The sequence below is a fragment of the Blastococcus sp. SYSU DS0552 genome, assembly GCF_054050815.1.
Genome location: NZ_JBJHAB010000008.1, coordinates 1 through 15662, shown reverse-complemented (window position 1 = coordinate 15662; position 15662 = coordinate 1). Strand labels below are relative to the sequence as shown.

Below are 15662 nucleotides of genomic sequence, written 5' to 3'. Positions count from 1 at the left end.
ACCCTGCAGCGGAGCCGTTCCAGTACGTCACCAGCAGCGGGTCGGTGGGAGGTGCACGGTGTTCACCGGAGCACTGACCGCCGACCTGCTGCTGGGCGACGTCCACTCGCTCAAGGGGAAGCGATCGGTCGTGCGACCGATCGTGGCCGAGCTGCGCCGCCGCTTCGCCGTCGCCGCCGCCGAGGTGGGCGACCAGGACCTGCACCGTCGGGTGCAGGTCGCGGTCGCCACCGTGGCGGGGGAGGCAGCCCAGGTCACCGACGTCCTGGACGCCTGCGAACGGTTGCTGGCCGAGCGGCCGGAGGTGACGCTGCTGTCCACGCACCGGCAGCTGTTCAGCGACACCGACTAGAAGGACCCCCTCGCCCCCCACCGCTCGCAGGCTCGCGGCGGGGCCCTGCGAGGGGGCCGTTCCATCCACGCACCTGGAGGTCCCGATGGCCGATCCGGCCCGCGCCCGCAAGCTCGCGGTGCGCATCCGACAGATCGTCTCCGCCGCGATCGAGTCCCAGATCAAGGACCCCCGCCTGGGCATGGTGACCGTCACCGACGCCCGGGTGACCAGCGACCTCCGCGAGGCCACGGTCTTCTACACCGTGTACGGCGACGAGACCCAGGTCGCCGACTCGGCCAAGGCGCTGAGCAGTGCGACCGGTGTGCTGCGCTCCACCGTGGGACGGCAGACCGGGATCAAGTTCGTCCCCTCGCTGACCTTCGTCGCCGACATCGTGCCCGACACCGCACGTGAGCTCGAGGAAGCGCTCGAGCGGGCGCGGCACGCCGATGCGGAGCTGGCCCGCGCCCGTGAGGGCGCCAGCTACGCCGGCGAGCCGGACCCCTACCGGAAGCCGGTGGAGGACGCGGACGACGACGAGGACGACATCGTGGGGTCCGACCCCGTCGACGACGGATCCGAGGACGCCGCCGACACGAGGAGTGCCCAGTGACCGAGAACGACCCCGACCCGTACGAGCCCGACGAGGGCCACGGCACGTCGGTGCTGGGCGGTGCACCCGTGCCGCACACCGGCGACCCGACCGACGGCGGCAAGCGCGGCCAGATCGGCGAGGCGCCCAGCATCGCGGCCGACGAGCCCGACGACGGCGGCCCCGGCTACCCGGTCGGCGGGGGCGACATCACCGAGCACCAGGGCGGCCGCGTGGCCGACCCCGATCCGGGCGCGTGACCCCCGTCCCCGACGAGCGCCCCGCCGCGGATCTGGCGGACGCGACCCGGTCGGCGACCGCGGTACTGGCCGAGGCCGCGCGATCGCGTGCGACCGTCGTGCTGTCCGGCCACGTGCAGCCCGACGCCGATGCGCTGGGCAGTTGCCTCGCGCTCGCCGAGGCGTTGCGCCGGCGCGGCGCCCGGGTGCTCGCCACCTTCCCCGGTCCGTTCACCCTGCCCGCCTCGCTCGGGTGGATCCCCGGCGCCGAGGGGCTGGTGCCGTCCGCCGACGTGCCGTCCTCCCCGGACGTCTTCGTCGCCCTGGACGCGGCCTCCCCGGGACGGCTGGGAGAGCTGGCCCCGCTGCTGGACCGTGCCGGGACCTCCGTGGTCGTCGACCACCACGCGAGCAACCCGGGATTCGGCCGGGTCCGCCTGGTGGACCCGGCCGCACCGGCGACGGTCACGCTGGTGGCCGACCTGCTCGACGGCCTCGGTGTCGCGCTGGACGACCGACTGGCGACCTGCCTGTACGCCGGCCTGGCCGCCGACACCGGCTCCTTCCGGTTCGGCAGCACCCGCCCCGAGACCCACGAGCTCGCCGCGCGCCTGCTCGCCACGGGGATCGACCACGCGGCGATCAGCCGCCGCCTCTTCGACACCGCGCCGTTCAGCTGGCTCGGGCTGCTCTCGGTCGTCGCGGGCCGGGCGGTCCTGGAACCGGGGGTCGGCGCCGGACTGGTCTGGACCTGGTCGAGCACCGCGGAGGCCGGCGAGCACGGCCTGCCCGGCGAGCAGCTCGAGGCGCTGGTCGACGTCGTCCGCGCCACCGAGGAGGCCGACGTGGCCTGCGTGCTCAAGGGGCAGGACGACGGGTCCTGGTCGGTGTCGCTCCGCTCCCGCGGCCGGACCGACGTCGCCCGTGTGGCGATGGCGCTGGGCGGTGGCGGGCACCGGGCCGCCGCGGGGTACACCTCCTCCCTCGATCGCGAGAAGACCATCGAGGCCCTGCGCCGCGAGCTGGACGCGGTGTCGGCCTCCGGCCTCCCCCTGCGACCAGGTGCCTAGAAGGACCGAGCCCCCCACGCCTCGCACGCCCGGCGCGGGCGCCGGCACCGAGGCCGATCGGGGCGCTGAGCGGGACCCGGCGGGGCTCCCGTCGCGCCCGGCGTCCGTCCTCTCCCTCGCCCTGCCGGCGTTGGTCGTCCTCGCCGCCGAGCCGCTGTACCTCCTCGTGGACACCGCCGTGGTCGGCAACCTCGGGACGGTCGCGCTGGGCGGCCTGGCCGTCGGGGGTGGCCTGCTGGCGTGGGCGGCCGCGCTCTTGAACTTCCTGGCCTACGGCACCACCGCGCGGGCCGCCCGCCGGGCCGGGGCCGGCAACCGGGCCGGCGCCGTCGAGGAGGGCGTGCAGGCGACGTGGTTGGCCGTCGGTCTGGGCCTGCTCGTGCTGGCCCTCTTCCAGGCGCTGGCCGGACCGCTGACCCGGGCGCTGGCCGGCGGCGCGGGCCCGGTCGCCGAGGCGGGGGAGCAGTGGCTGCGGGTCGCCTCGCTCGGTGCCCCGCTGCTGCTGGTCTCGCTGGCCGGCAACGGGTGGCTCCGCGGCGTGCAGGAGCTGCGCCGACCGGTGCGCTACGTCGTCGCGGGGAGCCTGCTCAGCCTCGTCCTGTGCCCGCTGCTGGTGCACCCAGCGGGGCTGGGCCTGGTCGGCTCCGCCGTGGCCAACGTGGTCGGGCAGGCGCTCACCGCGGCGCTGTTCGTGCGGGCGCTGCTGCGCGAGGGGGCGGACTGGCGGGCGCGGCCCGCCGCGATCGTGCGCCAGCTGGTCATCGGCCGGGACCTGCTGCTGCGGGCGGCGGTGCTGCAGCTGTCGTTCCTCGTCGCCGCCGGCGTGGCCGCCCGGGCCGGGACCGCCGCCCTGGGCGCCCACCAGATCGCGCTCCAGCTCTTCTTCTTCCTCGCGCTGGTGCTCGACGCCTACGCGATCGCCGCGCAGACCCTGGTCGGGCAGGCGCTCGGCGGCGGGCGTCCCGACGACGCCCGGGCGACCGCGCGCCGGGTCGCCGTCTGGGGGCTGGTCACCGGCTGCCTCGTGGCCGCCGCGCTGGTCGCGCTGCGCGGGGTGCTGCCGCCGCTGTTCACCGACGACCCGGCGGTGCTCGCGCAGGCCGCCGTCGTCTGGTGGTTCCTCGCCGGCTTCCAGCCGCTGGCCGGCGTGGTGTTCGCCCTGGACGGCGTCCTGATGGGCGCCGGGGATGTCGGCTACCTGCGCACCGTCACGATCGCGGCCGCCCTCGTCGGCTTCCTGCCGCTGTCGCTGCTCGCCGCCCCGCTGGGCCTGGGGCTGGCCGGCATCTGGACCGGTCTCACGCTGTTCATCGGGCTGCGGCTGCTCGCCGTGCTGGTGCGGGTGGCGGGTGACCGCTGGCTGCGGGCACCTGAGACGGTTGCCGGGTGAGCCCGAGACGCCCCGACGCCGACGTACCGCCCGGTCTGCTGCTGGTGGACAAGCCCGGCGGCATGACCTCCCACGACGTCGTCGCGCGCGCCCGGCGCGCCTTGTCGGTGCGCAAGGTCGGCCACGCCGGGACCCTGGACCCCATGGCCACCGGCCTGCTGGTGCTGGGTGTCGGCACCGCGACCCGGCTGCTCGGGTACGTCGGCGGCCACGACAAGACCTACGAGGCCACGATCCGCCTGGGGCAGGCCACCGTCACCGACGACCGCGAGGGAGAGCTGCTGAGCTCCGCCTCGACCGCCCACGTGCCGGACGACGCCGTCCGCGCGGCCCTGGCGGCGCAGACCGGGCCGCTGCGGCAGGTGCCGTCGGCGGTGAGCGCGGTCAAGGTCGACGGCCGCCGGTCCTACGACCGGGTGCGCGCGGGGGAGGAGGTCGTCCTCGAGCCCCGCGCGGTCACGGTGCACCGCCTCGAGGTGCACCGGATCGCCCGGCCGGAGCCGGACCTGGTCGACGCCGACGTCACCGTCGAGTGCACCGCCGGCACCTACATCCGGGCCATCGCGCGCGACGCCGGGGCGGCGCTGGGCGTCGGCGGCCACCTGACCGCGCTGCGCCGCACCGCCTCCGGCCCGTTCACCGTCGCGCAGGCGGGCACGGTGGAGGAGTCCGCCGCCTCCCTGGTGGCCGGCGGCGGCCCCGGGTTCCTGGGGCTCACCGAGGCGGCCCGGCTGGTCTTCCCCGAGCGCGCGCTCGCCGCCGAGGAGGCGCGGGCGCTGGGGTACGGGCAGCGCATCCCGGCCACCGGGGCCGCTGGCTTGCACGCCGCCGTGGACCCCGACGGCCGCCTGGCGGCGCTGGTCGAGGACGCCGGCCGCACCGCCCGCGTCGTCGTCGGCTTCCCGCCGGCCTGAGCCGGTGGCAGCCTGGCGGCCGTGACCCTCGACGCCCGGCTGGCCGACCTCGACGCGCAGCTCCGCCCGCTGCCCGGGGTGGTCGTCGCGTTCTCCGGGGGCGTGGACTCGGGGGTGCTCCTCGCCGCCGCGGTGCGTGCGCTGGGCCCGGGGCGGGTGGTGGCGGCCACGGCCGTCTCGCCGAGCCTGCCCGCGGCCGAGCTGGCCGGCGCCGGGGAGTTCGCCTCGTCGCTCGGCGTCCGGCACGAGCGACCGCGCACCGACGAGCTCTCCCGCGCCGGGTACCGCGCCAACGCCGGCGACCGGTGCGCCTTCTGCAAGTCCGAGCTGGTCGACGTCCTGATGCCGCTGGCGGCGCGGCTGGGCATCGGCGACGTCGTCACCGGTACCAACGCCGACGACGTCGTGGCCGGCTTCCGGCCGGGCATCCGGGCCGCCGCCGAACGCGGTGCGTGGGCGCCGCTGGCGCGGGCGGGCCTCACCAAGGACGATGTCCGCGCCGCCGCCCGGCGCTGGGGTCTGCCGCTGGCCGAGAAGCCCGCCGCCGCATGCCTGGCCAGCCGGATCGCCTACGGCGTGCCGGTGAGCGCCGAGGCGCTGGCCCGGGTCGAGCGCGCGGAGGTGGCGCTGCGCTCGGCCCTCACGAGTGCGGGCCTGCCGGTGCGCGACCTGCGCGTGCGCGACCTGGGGGACGACGTCGCCCGGGTCGAGGTGGACGCCGCGCTGGTGGACGAGGTCGCCGCCCGGGTGGACCTGCCCACCGCCGTCCCCGGCTTCGGCCGGGTGGAGCTCGATCCCCGGGGCTTCCGGTCGGGCGCGATGAACGAGCTGCTGCCCGACCCCGTCCGCTACCGCTGAGCCGAGCGCACGATCCGGGCGGCGGCCACCCCGGCGCCGAACCCGTTGTCGATGTTCACGACGAGCACCCCGGGTGCGCAGGCGGTGAGCATGGTGAGCAGCGCGGCCAGCCCCTCGAACGCCGCGCCGTAGCCCACCGAGGTGGGGACGGCGACGACGAGGCGGTCGGTCAGGCCGGCGACCACGCTGGGCAGCGCGCCGTCCATCCCGGCGGCGACGACGACCGCGTCGGCCGCGGCCAGGTCCGGCGCGACCGCCAGCACCCGGTGCACGCCGGCCACCCCGACGTCGTCCACCCGCCGGCAGCCCACTCCGCACGCGCGCAGGGTGGCGGCCACCTCCGCGGCCACCGGGCCGTCGGAGGTGCCGGCCGTGAGGACCAGCACCTCGCCGACCGGGGGCGGCGGAGTCCCCACGAACGCGCACCGCGCCTCCTCGTCGACCACCGCGTCGGGCCAGCGCTCGCGGATCGCCTCGGCCGTGGCGTCGTCGACCCGGCTCGCCCAGGCGAACGCCGCCGGCGACCCCTCGAGCAGGCCGGCGAGGCAGGCGACCGTCTGCGCCGGGGTCTTGCCGGCCGCGTACACCACCTCGGGGGTGCCGGTGCGGGCCTCGCGGTCGAGGTCGAGGCGGGCGAAGCCCAGGTCCGTGGTGCGGGGTGCGCTCACCTGCGCCAGCGTGCCGCACGGGCGGGTGGCCGTGGGGTTGGCGGCCGCGCCGACCGGGAAGGGGACGACCATGAGCGTCGTCAAGATCAACGCGATCACCGTGCCGAAGGACAAGCAGGAGCGCTTCGAGGAGCGGTTCCGCGGGCGTGCCGGAGCCGTGGAGAGCACCCCGGGCTTCGAGTGGTTCGAGCTCCTGCGGCCGGTCGAGGGCACCGACCAGTACCTGGTCTACACGCGGTGGAGCAGCGTCGAGGCGTACGAGGCATGGCAGTCCAGCCAGGAATTCGACCGCGCCCACGACGGCGGCGGCGACACCCTCGCCTCGGCCGCCCCGCACTCGGCGCACGTGTGGACCTACGAGGTGCTGGAGTACGCCGGGCCGAAGGTCAACCAGGACCACCAGGCCTGACCGTCGCGGACCCGGACGCCGGCCGTCCCCGAACCGGGTCGGCCGGCCGGCCGCGCAGCAGGAGGATCCCGTAGGCCAGCAGGCCGGCGTGCGCCGCCACGTACCAGCCGGTGGGCGCCTCCTGCCCGAGCACCGACGTGACATCGGTGGCCGCGTGCACCAGCACCAGCGGCCACAGCCAGGTGAAACGGGCCTGGAAGGCGGCGAGGGCGAAACCGTAGACGCCGGACAGGACGACGTTCACCGCGACGTCGGCGAGGGCGCGGTCGCCGGTGACCAGGTGCGAGAGGTGCTGGGCGCCGAAGAGCGCAGCGGTGACCACGACGGCGACCCCGACCGGGAGGTCGCGCCACAGCCGGGAGAGCACCACGCCCCGGCTGATCAGCTCCTCGTTGACACCGACCAGCAGCAGGGTCAGCAGCCAAAGCGGGAGGCCCGGCGCCCGGACGGTGATGCCTCCGGGCAGCGCCCACAGCGCCGCCTCCGCCACCAGGGGGAGGAGGGACAGCAGCGCCAGGCGGGAGGGCAGCAGGCGGAGCAGGCCCGTCGAGCGCCACAGCCGCATCCGGGTGACCAGCGCGACGGCGTACACGGTGCAGGCGACGTTCGCCGCCAGCCCCAGGTACCAGCCGGAGATCCCGGCCAGCGGCCCGAGCGCGAGGGTGGCCAGGATGACCACCAGGCGGGCCGCGTGCACGGTGATCCCGAACCCGACGGCGCGAAGCGCCCCGGACGCGGGGGTCCGCGCGGGATCCCCGCCCATCCACCGGAGCCCAGGGCGGCCGGGTGGCCCCCGGGCGACGTCCGGGTGACCGGGCGCCGCCCCTGGGGTGGCCGCCGATCGTCGCGCGGCCGCGGGCGCCGGAGGTGCTTCGCCGTCGGCTCCCGCGCGGGCGCGGGCTAGGGTGAGCCCGCGGATCCGGCGCTCGCCGCTCCGTCCGAACACCCGCCCGTCAGGTAGGAGCCATGACCGAGACGCTCGCCGACAGCCGTACCTCGTCCCGGACGTTCGTCGAGGGCGTGCCGGTGGTCGTGGAGGACGTGCAGCGCCGCCCCACGGCCGAGCGCGAGGAGCTGCTGGCGGACCCCGGGTTCGGCCGCTACTTCACCGACCACATGTTCGTGGCCCGCTACCAGGCCGGCCGCGGGTGGTACGACGCCCGGCTCACCCGGTACGGCCCGCTGCCGATGGACCCGGGCACGGCCGCCCTGCACTACGCGCAGTCGATCTTCGAAGGGCTCAAGGCCTACGCCCAGCCCGACGGCAGCGTGGCCACCTTCCGGCCGGAGGCCAACGCCGCGCGCTTCGTCCGCAGCGCCGAGCGGCTGGCGATGCCGCCGGTGCCCGAGGAGGCGTTCCTCGCCGCCGTCGACGCGCTCGTCGACGCCGATCGCGAGTGGGTGCCGACCGGGCCCGACCAGACGCTGTACCTGCGTCCGTACCAGCTGGCCAGCGAGTCCTTCCTCGGTGTCCGCCCGGCGCACGAGTACCTCTTCCTGGTCATCGCCAGCCCGGCAGGCGCGTACTTCCCGCGCGGCGTGCACCCGGTCTCGGTCTTCGTCTCCGAGGACTACGTGCGGGCGGCGCCCGGCGGAACCGGCGACGTCAAGTGCGCCGGCAACTACGCCGCGAGCCTCCGTCCCCAGCAGCAGGCCGGTGAGCTGGGCTGCGACCAGGTCGTCTACCTCGACGCCGTGGAGCGGCGCTACATCGAGGAGCTGGGCGGGATGAACCTCTTCTTCGTCCTCGGCTCCGGCGAGGACGCCGAGCTGGTCACCCCCGAGCTCTCCGGCACGCTCCTGCCGGGCATCACCCGCGACTCGCTGATCACCGTCGCCCGGGAGCTCGGGCACCGGGTGACCGAGCGCAAGGTGACCCTCGACGAGTGGCGCAGCGGTGCGCTCGACGGCTCGATCACCGAGACCTTCGCCTGCGGGACGGCCGCGGTCATCACCCCCGTCGGCGAGGTCAAGGCGCGGACCGGTGACTTCACCGTGGGCGACGGCGAGCCCGGCCCGCTGACCATGCGGCTGCGGGAGACCCTCCTGGACATCCAGCACGGGCGGGTGGCCGACACCCACGGCTGGCTGCACCGGGTCTCCTGATCGCGGCTGGAGGCGGTCGCATGCTGCGCTGGCGGGGGCTGGAGGCCACCCCGGGGGACCTCGGGCGGACCGTGGTCACCGTCGGCATGTACGACGGCGTCCACCGCGGGCACCAGGAGCTGATCGGGGCCGCCGTCGCGCGCGCCCGGGCGATGCGCCGTCCGTGCCTGCTGCTGACCTTCGACCCGCACCCGGCCGAGGTCGTCCGGCCGGGTTCGCACCCCGCGATCCTCACGTCGCTGGACCGGAAGGCGGAGCTGGTCGCGGAGCTCGGGGTGGATGCGATGTGCGTGCTGCCCTTCACCCCGGAGTTCATGAAGCTCCCGCCGGAGACGTTCACCCACACGGTGCTCGTCGAGCGGCTGCACGCGGCCCAGGTCGTCGTGGGGGAGAACTTCACCTACGGCCACCGCGCCGCCGGCACGGTGGCGTCGCTGACCGCGGAGGGACGGCGCTTCGGGTTCGCGGTCGAGGGGATGGCCCTGGCGCAGGACGCGTCGGAGGACGGTGAGGTGACCATCTCCTCGACCTACATCCGCGCCTGCGTCGCCGCCGGGGACATGGTGCCGGCGGCCCGCGCGCTGGGCCGGCCGCACCGGGTGGACGGCGTCGTGGTGCGTGGTGACCGCCGGGGGCGGGACCTCGGTTACCCGACGGCCAACGTGGAGACGCCCCCGTACACGGCGATCCCCGCCGACGGTGTCTACGCCGGCCACCTCGTGACCCGTGACCCGCGCAGCGGTGCCAGCCGCGACCGGTTCCCCGCGGCCATCTCGGTCGGGACCAACCCGACGTTCCAGGGCAGCCGCCGCACCGTCGAGGCCTACGTGCTCGACTACGACGGCGACCTCTACGGCGAGCACGTCGGCGTCGAGTTCGCCCACCGGCTCCGGCCGATGGCCGCCTTCCCCGACGTCGACGGGTTGCTCGCCGCCATGGCGCAGGACGTGGCCGACACCCGGCGTCTGCTCGGGCTCCGCTGACGCGGGACCCGGTCCTCGCCCGGGCGGTGTGTAAGGTTGGCAGCAACGTCGGGTGACCGACGTGTGTGTCTACCTGCCCTCGTGAGTCGGACCGAGGGCCACACGTGACCCGCCCAGGAGGCGAACCATGGCGCTCGACAGCGCGACCAAGCAGCAGATCATGACCGACTACGCGACGGTCGAGAAGGACACCGGTTCGCCCGAGGTGCAGGTCGCGATGCTGACCCGCCGGATCAGCGACCTGACCGAGCACCTGAAGATGCACAAGCACGACCACCACAGCCGGCGGGGCCTGCTCCTGCTGGTCGGCCGCCGCCGTCGGCTGCTGAACTACCTGGCGAAGACCGACATCAACCGCTACCGGTCGCTGATCGAGCGGCTCGGCCTGCGCCGCTAGCACGTCGAGGGGACCGCTCCGGATCACCGGGTCGGTCCCCTCTCTCGTGCGGCACCCGCCGCACGGGCCAGGCGGGACCTCCGTCGGCCGCCCGCACAGGGCCGGTCCTCGGTAGTGGCCCCCGGGAGGAGTGGCCGGACCCCGGACGGGGAACGGCACGGCCCGAGGGCTTCGATCGAGCACCGGTCGCCCCGGGCGCAGACGGCGAACGCTCGCCGTAAGAGGAGTCGCGAACCGGTACGAGGCCGGCGCGACGAGACGAGAGAAGGACAGATGTCCGCACCCACCACCAGCGGCCCCATCGCCGCCGAGTTCGACCCCGAGGACGGGGTCACCACCGCCACCGCGGTGATCGACAACGGCGCATTCGGCAGCCGTTCGATCACCTTCGAGACCGGCCGGCTCGCGCGTCAGGCCGCCGGCTCCGTCGTCGTCACCATGGGCGACACCATGCTGCTGTCGGCCACCACGGCCGGGCGCCAGCCCAAGGAGCAGTTCGACTTCTTCCCGCTGACGGTCGACGTCGAGGAGCGGATGTACGCCGCCGGGCGCATCCCCGGCTCGTTCTTCCGCCGCGAGGGCCGGCCGTCGGAGGACGCGATCCTCACCTGCCGGCTGATCGACCGCCCGCTGCGCCCGACGTTCGCCAAGGGCCTGCGCAACGAGGTCCAGGTCGTCATCACCGTCCTGTCGCTGGACCCGGCGCACCTCTACGACGTGCTGGCGATCAACGGTGCCTCGGCGTCCACCCAGCTCTCCGGGCTGCCGTTCTCCGGCCCGGTCGGCGGCTGCCGCGTCGCGCTGATCAACGGCCAGTGGGTCGGCTTCCCGACGCACGCCGAGCTCGAGGACGCCGTCTTCGACATGGTCGTGGCCGGTCGGGTCCTCCCGGACGGCGACGTCGCGATCATGATGGTCGAGGCCGAGGCCACCGAGAAGACGGTCCAGCTGGTCGCCGGCGGCGCGCCCGCCCCGACCGAGGAGGTCGTGGCGCAGGGCCTCGAGGCGGCCAAGCCGTTCATCAAGGCACTGTGCGACGCGCAGTCCGCGCTCGCCGACAAGGCCGCCAAGCCCGCCGCGGAGTTCCCGCGCTTCCTCGACTACCAGGACGACGTCTACGCCGCCGTCGAGGCGCAGGTCGGCGACAAGCTGGCCCAGGTCCAGCAGATCGCCGGCAAGCAGGAGCGCGAGGACGCGACCGACGCGCTCAAGGACGAGGTCAAGGCCGCGCTGGCCGGTCAGTTCGAGGGCCGGGAGAAGGAGATCTCCGGTGCCTTCCGCGCGCTGACCAAGAAGGTCGTCCGGCAGCGCATCCTGCGCGACAAGGTGCGCATCGACGGTCGTGGACTCACCGACATCCGGCCGCTGTCGGCCGAGGTCGAGGTCGTGCCCCGCGTGCACGGCTCCGCGCTGTTCGAGCGCGGCGAGACCCAGATCCTGGGGATCACCACGCTCAACATGCTGCGCATGGAGCAGCAGCTGGACACCCTCTCGCCGGTGGACCGCAAGCGCTACATGCACAACTACAACTTCCCGCCGTACTCCACGGGTGAGACCGGCCGCGTGGGTTCGCCCAAGCGCCGCGAGATCGGCCACGGCGCACTCGCCGAGCGCGCGCTGCTGCCGGTGCTGCCCGACCGCGAGGAGTTCCCCTACGCGATCCGTCAGGTGTCGGAGGCGCTGGGCTCCAACGGCTCCACCTCGATGGGCTCGGTCTGCGCCTCGACGCTGGCCCTGCTCAACGCCGGTGTGCCGCTGAAGGCTCCGGTCGCCGGCATCGCGATGGGCCTGGTCTCCGACGAGGTCGACGGGAAGACCGAGTACGTCGCGCTCACCGACATCCTCGGTGCGGAGGACGCCTTCGGTGACATGGACTTCAAGGTCGCCGGCACCCGCGACTTCGTGACCGCGCTGCAGCTGGACACCAAGCTCGACGGCATCCCCTCCGACGTCCTCGCCGGCGCGCTCACCCAGGCGCGTGCGGCCCGGCTGCACATCCTCGACGTGATGAACGAGGCCATCGACGCGCCGGACGAGATGAGCCCGTACGCGCCGCGGGTCACCACGGTGCGCATCCCGGTCGACAAGATCGGTGCGGTCATCGGCCCCAAGGGGCAGATGATCAACGCCATCCAGGACGAGACCGGCGCCGACATCACCATCGAGGACGACGGCACGATCTACGTCGGGGCCTCCGACGGCCCCTCGGCGCAGGCCGCGGTGGACCGGATCAACGCCATCGCCAACCCCCAGATGCCGAAGGTCGGCGAGCGCTTCCTCGGCACGGTCGTCAAGACCACGCCGTTCGGTGCCTTCGTCTCGCTGCTCCCGGGCAAGGACGGGCTGGTCCACATCAGCAAGCTCGGTGGCGGCAAGCGCATCGGCAAGGTCGAGGACGTCGCCAACGTCGGCGACAAGCTGCAGGTCGAGATCACCGACATCGACGCCCGCGGCAAGATCAGCCTCGCGCCGGTCGCCGCCGACGGTGCCGACACGCCCGCCGAGGCTCCGGCCGACGCCGCCCCTGCGGGTGAGTGACCACGACTGATCTGATCCGGGCCGGGGGGGGGGGGGGGGGGGGGGGGGGGGGGGGGGGGGGGGGGGGGGGGGGGGGGGGGGGGGGGGGGGGGGGGGGGGGGGGGGGGGGGGGGGGGGGCCCCCCGCCCCGGGGGGGGCCCCGCCCCCCCCCGCGGGGGGGGTTTGGGGCCCCTTTTTTTTGTGGGGGGGGGGGGGGGGGGGGGGCCCCCCCCCCCCCCGGTTCCCGTAGGGACGACCGCGCTGCTCGACCTCGACGAGGTGGGTGGCCGGGTGGAACGCACCGAGCTCCCCGGGGGCCTGCGGGTCCTCACCGAGAGCATGCCGGGCGTGCTGTCGGCGACGCTCGGCATCTGGGTGGGCGTCGGGTCGCGGGACGAGACGCCGGCCGTCGCCGGCTCGTCGCACTTCCTCGAGCACCTGCTGTTCAAGGGGACGACGTCGCGCGGCGCGCTGGAGATCGCGACGGCCATGGACGCGGTCGGCGGTGAGATGAACGCGTTCACCGCGAAGGAGCACACCTGCTACTACGCGAACGTGCTCGCCAGCGACCTGCCGCTCGCGGTGACGCTGCTGGCCGACCTGGTCACCGACGCCACCAACACCGCCGCGGACCTGGAGTCGGAGCGGACGGTGGTGCTCGAGGAGATCGCCATGCGCGACGACGAGCCCTCCGACGCGGTGCACGACCTGTTCGCCGAGGTCCTGTACGGCGACACCTCCCTGGGCCGCTCGGTGCTCGGCACCGTCGAGTCGATCGAGGGGCTCACCCGGGACGACGTCGACGGCTGGTACCGGTCCCGCTACGCCGTGCCCTCGATCGTCGTGACCGCGGCCGGGCGGGTGCAGCACCAGCAGGTGCTCGACCTCGTGGCGAAGGCCTTCGGCGACCGGCTCTCCGGCGCCGGCCGCCCGGCGCCCCTGCGCACCGGGGACCTCGTCCTCGAGCGGCCGGCGCGGCCCACCGGCCTGATCTCCCGCCGGACCGAGCAGACGCACCTGTTGCTCGGCACGCCCGCCATGGGCCGGCAGGACGAGCGCCGTTACGTGGCCGCAGTCCTCGACGCCGCCGTCGGGGGCGGCATGAGCTCGCGGTTGTTCCAGGAGATCCGCGAGAAGCGGGGCCTGGTGTACAGCGTCGGTTCGGCGCTCACCCACTACGCCGGTGCGGGAGCGTTCTCCGTCTACGCCGGCTGTTCGAAGAAGCGGGTGCCCGAGGTGCTGCGGCTGATCCGCGAGGAGCTCGGCCGGGTGGCGGTCGACGGGCTCACCGCCGACGAGGTCGCCCGGGCCCGGGGTCAGCTCAAGGGTGGGTTGGTGCTCGGGCTCGAGGACACCGGCTCCCGGATGAGCCGGCTCGGCAAGAGCGAGCTCTCCTACGGCGAGTACGTCCCGGTCCGGGACGTGCTGGCCCGCATCGAGGCCGTCGACGAGGGGCAGGTCCGCTCGGTGGCGGCCGAGCTGTTCGGCCGGGAGACCTGCCTGGCCGTGGTCGGCCCCTACCGTGAGTCCGACCTCGACCGGCTCTGACGTGCGCGACGGAGGGCAGGCACTGCCCCGGGTGGCGTTCGGCCTGGTGCTGGCGGCGTCCCTGGTGATCCTCTTCCTGCCCTCCTCGGGCGTGCCCACCGCACCGCCCGGGACGGACAAGGCGGTGCACCTGGCGCTCTTCGCCGTGCTCGCGGCCACGGGCCGGTGGGCCGGGGTGGGGACGCCGCGGCTGGCCGCGGGGCTCGTCGCCTACGCCGTCCTCAGCGAGCTGGTCCAGGGGCTCGTCCCGCTGGGCCGTTCCGCCTCGGTGGCGGACGGCGCCGCCGATGTCGCCGGCGTCGCCGTCGGGCTCCTCGTCTGGCACTGGCGGGAACGCCGGGCACGCTGATCCGGACCCCTGTCTTGCATCGGGACGCCGGGCCGGGAAACCTGGCCGCGTGACGACGAGCCCGACCGGCCAGCAGCCCACCTCGACCGATGCGGGGTCCCCGCTCATCCCGGTGGGGGTGCTCGGCGCCCGCGGCCGGATGGGCACCGAGGTGGTCAAGGCGGTGAACCAGGCCGACGACCTCGAGCTGGTGGCGATGGTCGACGACGGCGACTGGCTGTTCAACGTGGCCGACGCCGGAGCGCAGGTCGTCGTCGACTTCACCCGCCCCGACGTGGTCATGGACAACATCCGGTTCTGCATCGACAACAACATCCACTGCGTCGTGGGGACGACCGGCTTCGACGAGGCCCGTCTGGCCACCGTGGCCGAGTGGCTGGAGCCGAAGCCGGAGGTGGGCGTCGTCATCGCGCCCAACTTCGGCATCGGGGCGGTCCTGCTCATGCGCTTCGCCCAGGAGGCGGCCCGCTTCTTCCCGTCCGTGGAGGTCGTCGAGCTGCACCACCCCAACAAGGTGGACGCCCCCTCGGGGACGGCGCTGCGCACCGCCCGTCTGGTGGCGTCGGCCCGCCGGGCGGCCGGGATGGCCCCCGTCCCCGACGCGACGACCGACGAGCTCCCGGGTGCGCGCGGCACCAATGTCGAGGGGGTGCACGTGCACGCGGTCCGGCTCGCCGGGCTGGTGGCGCACCAGGAGGTGCTGTTCGGGGCGGCGGGGGAGTCCCTGACCCTGCGGCACGACTCCTACGACCGCGCCTCGTTCATGCCGGGTGTGCTGCTCGCCGTCCGGGAGATCGGCCGGCGCCCCGGCCTGACGGTGGGCATCGAGAGCTTCCTGGGGCTCTAGAAGGACCCCGTCCTCCTCACGCCTCGCAGGCTCGGCGCGAGCCGCTGGACGGGGCCGGTCCAGCACGTCACCGAGGGGTGGCGCGCGTCACGGGACCCGGGCTTGCGCACCGGCCGGAGAAGTCGTGTATGGTTCTCCATGCGCCGCGCGGCCCGGAAGGGCCGCCGGACCGGGGCCCGGGTAGCGGGTCACTGGAAACCGGCGTAGAGTGGGACATCCAGCCAGGGACGAAGCCCGCGAGGGTCTAGTTCTTGCGCGTCCGCTCCTTGAGAACTCAACAGCGTGCCGAAAGTCAGTGCCAAGTAATACCCCGTGCCCTGGCCACTGTGTGGTTGGGGCTGGGATTCCTTTGGTTGATTGATATCGCGAGTGTCAGCTCGCGGTTCTCAGCTGCGATCAAATCATCTACGGAGAGTTTGATCCTGGCTCAGGACGAACGCT

17 protein-coding genes are annotated in these 15662 nt (G+C 74.6%); 15 read left to right on the top strand and 2 right to left on the bottom strand.

All coding sequences use genetic code 11. The features are described from left to right. Window positions 1-58: 58 nt before the first annotated feature. From ACI8AG_RS09880 to larE, 7 genes are all read left to right on the top strand, one after another. On the top strand, window positions 59-352 hold the full coding sequence (locus tag ACI8AG_RS09880; protein WP_456596898.1) for a DUF503 domain-containing protein: 294 nt from the start codon (window positions 59-61) through the stop codon (window positions 350-352). A gap of 85 nt (window positions 353-437) precedes the next feature. Further along, entirely contained in the window at window positions 438-947 is a 510-nt protein-coding gene (gene rbfA / locus ACI8AG_RS09875) for a 30S ribosome-binding factor RbfA (RefSeq protein ID WP_456596897.1), read from the top strand. Further along, complete coding sequence (locus ACI8AG_RS09870) at window positions 944-1186, top strand: hypothetical protein (protein ID WP_456596896.1); 243 nt, start codon at window positions 944-946, stop codon at window positions 1184-1186. Before rbfA ends, ACI8AG_RS09870 begins: the two co-directional genes overlap by 4 nt. Beyond that, entirely contained in the window at window positions 1183-2235 is a 1053-nt protein-coding gene (locus ACI8AG_RS09865) for a DHH family phosphoesterase (RefSeq protein ID WP_456596895.1), read from the top strand. Before ACI8AG_RS09870 ends, ACI8AG_RS09865 begins: the two co-directional genes overlap by 4 nt. A 130-nt stretch (window positions 2236-2365) precedes the next feature. Beyond that, window positions 2366-3625 carry an MATE family efflux transporter gene (locus tag ACI8AG_RS09860; protein WP_456596894.1) on the top strand — a complete coding sequence of 420 codons (1260 nt, stop codon included), beginning with the start codon at window positions 2366-2368 and terminating at the stop codon, window positions 3623-3625. Beyond that, a complete protein-coding gene (gene truB, locus ACI8AG_RS09855; RefSeq protein WP_456596893.1) occupies window positions 3622-4539 on the top strand; it encodes a tRNA pseudouridine(55) synthase TruB in 918 nt (305 codons plus the stop codon). The genes ACI8AG_RS09860 and truB overlap by 4 nt, the downstream gene beginning before the upstream one ends. 21 nt (window positions 4540-4560) lie before the next feature. After that, the gene (larE, locus tag ACI8AG_RS09850; protein ID WP_456596892.1) at window positions 4561-5397 is read left to right on the top strand and encodes an ATP-dependent sacrificial sulfur transferase LarE; all 837 of its coding nucleotides are present in this window, start codon (window positions 4561-4563) and stop codon (window positions 5395-5397) included. On the opposite strand, the gene larB is transcribed toward larE, so the two are convergent. Then, window positions 5388-6155 carry a nickel pincer cofactor biosynthesis protein LarB gene (larB, locus tag ACI8AG_RS09845; RefSeq protein WP_456596891.1) on the bottom strand — a complete coding sequence of 256 codons (768 nt, stop codon included), beginning with the start codon at window positions 6153-6155 and terminating at the stop codon, window positions 5388-5390. The genes larE and larB overlap by 10 nt on opposite strands. Between larB and ACI8AG_RS09840 the strand changes: the two genes are divergently transcribed. Continuing rightward, window positions 6136-6474, top strand: a complete 339-nt coding sequence (locus tag ACI8AG_RS09840; RefSeq protein WP_456596890.1) for an antibiotic biosynthesis monooxygenase family protein — start codon at window positions 6136-6138, stop codon at window positions 6472-6474. The genes larB and ACI8AG_RS09840 overlap by 20 nt on opposite strands. On the opposite strand, the gene ACI8AG_RS09835 is transcribed toward ACI8AG_RS09840, so the two are convergent. Beyond that, complete coding sequence (locus tag ACI8AG_RS09835) at window positions 6452-7237, bottom strand: CPBP family intramembrane glutamic endopeptidase (RefSeq protein ID WP_456596889.1); 786 nt, start codon at window positions 7235-7237, stop codon at window positions 6452-6454. The genes ACI8AG_RS09840 and ACI8AG_RS09835 overlap by 23 nt on opposite strands. 203 nt (window positions 7238-7440) lie before the next feature. Between ACI8AG_RS09835 and ACI8AG_RS09830 the strand changes: the two genes are divergently transcribed. The 7 genes from ACI8AG_RS09830 to dapB all read left to right on the top strand — a co-directional run bounded on the left by ACI8AG_RS09830 (window position 7441) and on the right by dapB (window position 15221). Then, complete coding sequence (locus ACI8AG_RS09830) at window positions 7441-8580, top strand: branched-chain amino acid aminotransferase (RefSeq protein ID WP_456588749.1); 1140 nt, start codon at window positions 7441-7443, stop codon at window positions 8578-8580. Window positions 8581-8600: 20 nt separating this feature from the next. After that, window positions 8601-9563 (top strand): bifunctional riboflavin kinase/FAD synthetase, encoded by a 963-nt coding sequence (locus tag ACI8AG_RS09825; RefSeq protein ID WP_456588748.1) that lies wholly within the window; start codon window positions 8601-8603, stop codon window positions 9561-9563. Window positions 9564-9690: 127 nt separating this feature from the next. Then, a complete protein-coding gene (gene rpsO / locus ACI8AG_RS09820) occupies window positions 9691-9960 on the top strand; it encodes a 30S ribosomal protein S15 (RefSeq protein WP_113812701.1) in 270 nt (89 codons plus the stop codon). Window positions 9961-10233: 273 nt separating this feature from the next. Then, on the top strand, window positions 10234-12498 hold the full coding sequence (locus ACI8AG_RS09815; protein ID WP_456588747.1) for a polyribonucleotide nucleotidyltransferase: 2265 nt from the start codon (window positions 10234-10236) through the stop codon (window positions 12496-12498). Between the two features lie 270 nt (window positions 12499-12768). Continuing rightward, window positions 12769-14025 carry a M16 family metallopeptidase gene (locus ACI8AG_RS09810; protein ID WP_456596888.1) on the top strand — a complete coding sequence of 419 codons (1257 nt, stop codon included), beginning with the start codon at window positions 12769-12771 and terminating at the stop codon, window positions 14023-14025. A 1-nt stretch (window position 14026) separates the two neighbouring features. Then, complete coding sequence (locus ACI8AG_RS09805; RefSeq protein WP_456596887.1) at window positions 14027-14374, top strand: VanZ family protein; 348 nt, start codon at window positions 14027-14029, stop codon at window positions 14372-14374. Between the two features lie 49 nt (window positions 14375-14423). After that, the gene (gene dapB, locus ACI8AG_RS09800; RefSeq protein WP_456596886.1) at window positions 14424-15221 is read left to right on the top strand and encodes a 4-hydroxy-tetrahydrodipicolinate reductase; all 798 of its coding nucleotides are present in this window, start codon (window positions 14424-14426) and stop codon (window positions 15219-15221) included. Window positions 15222-15662: the final 441 nt, after the last annotated feature.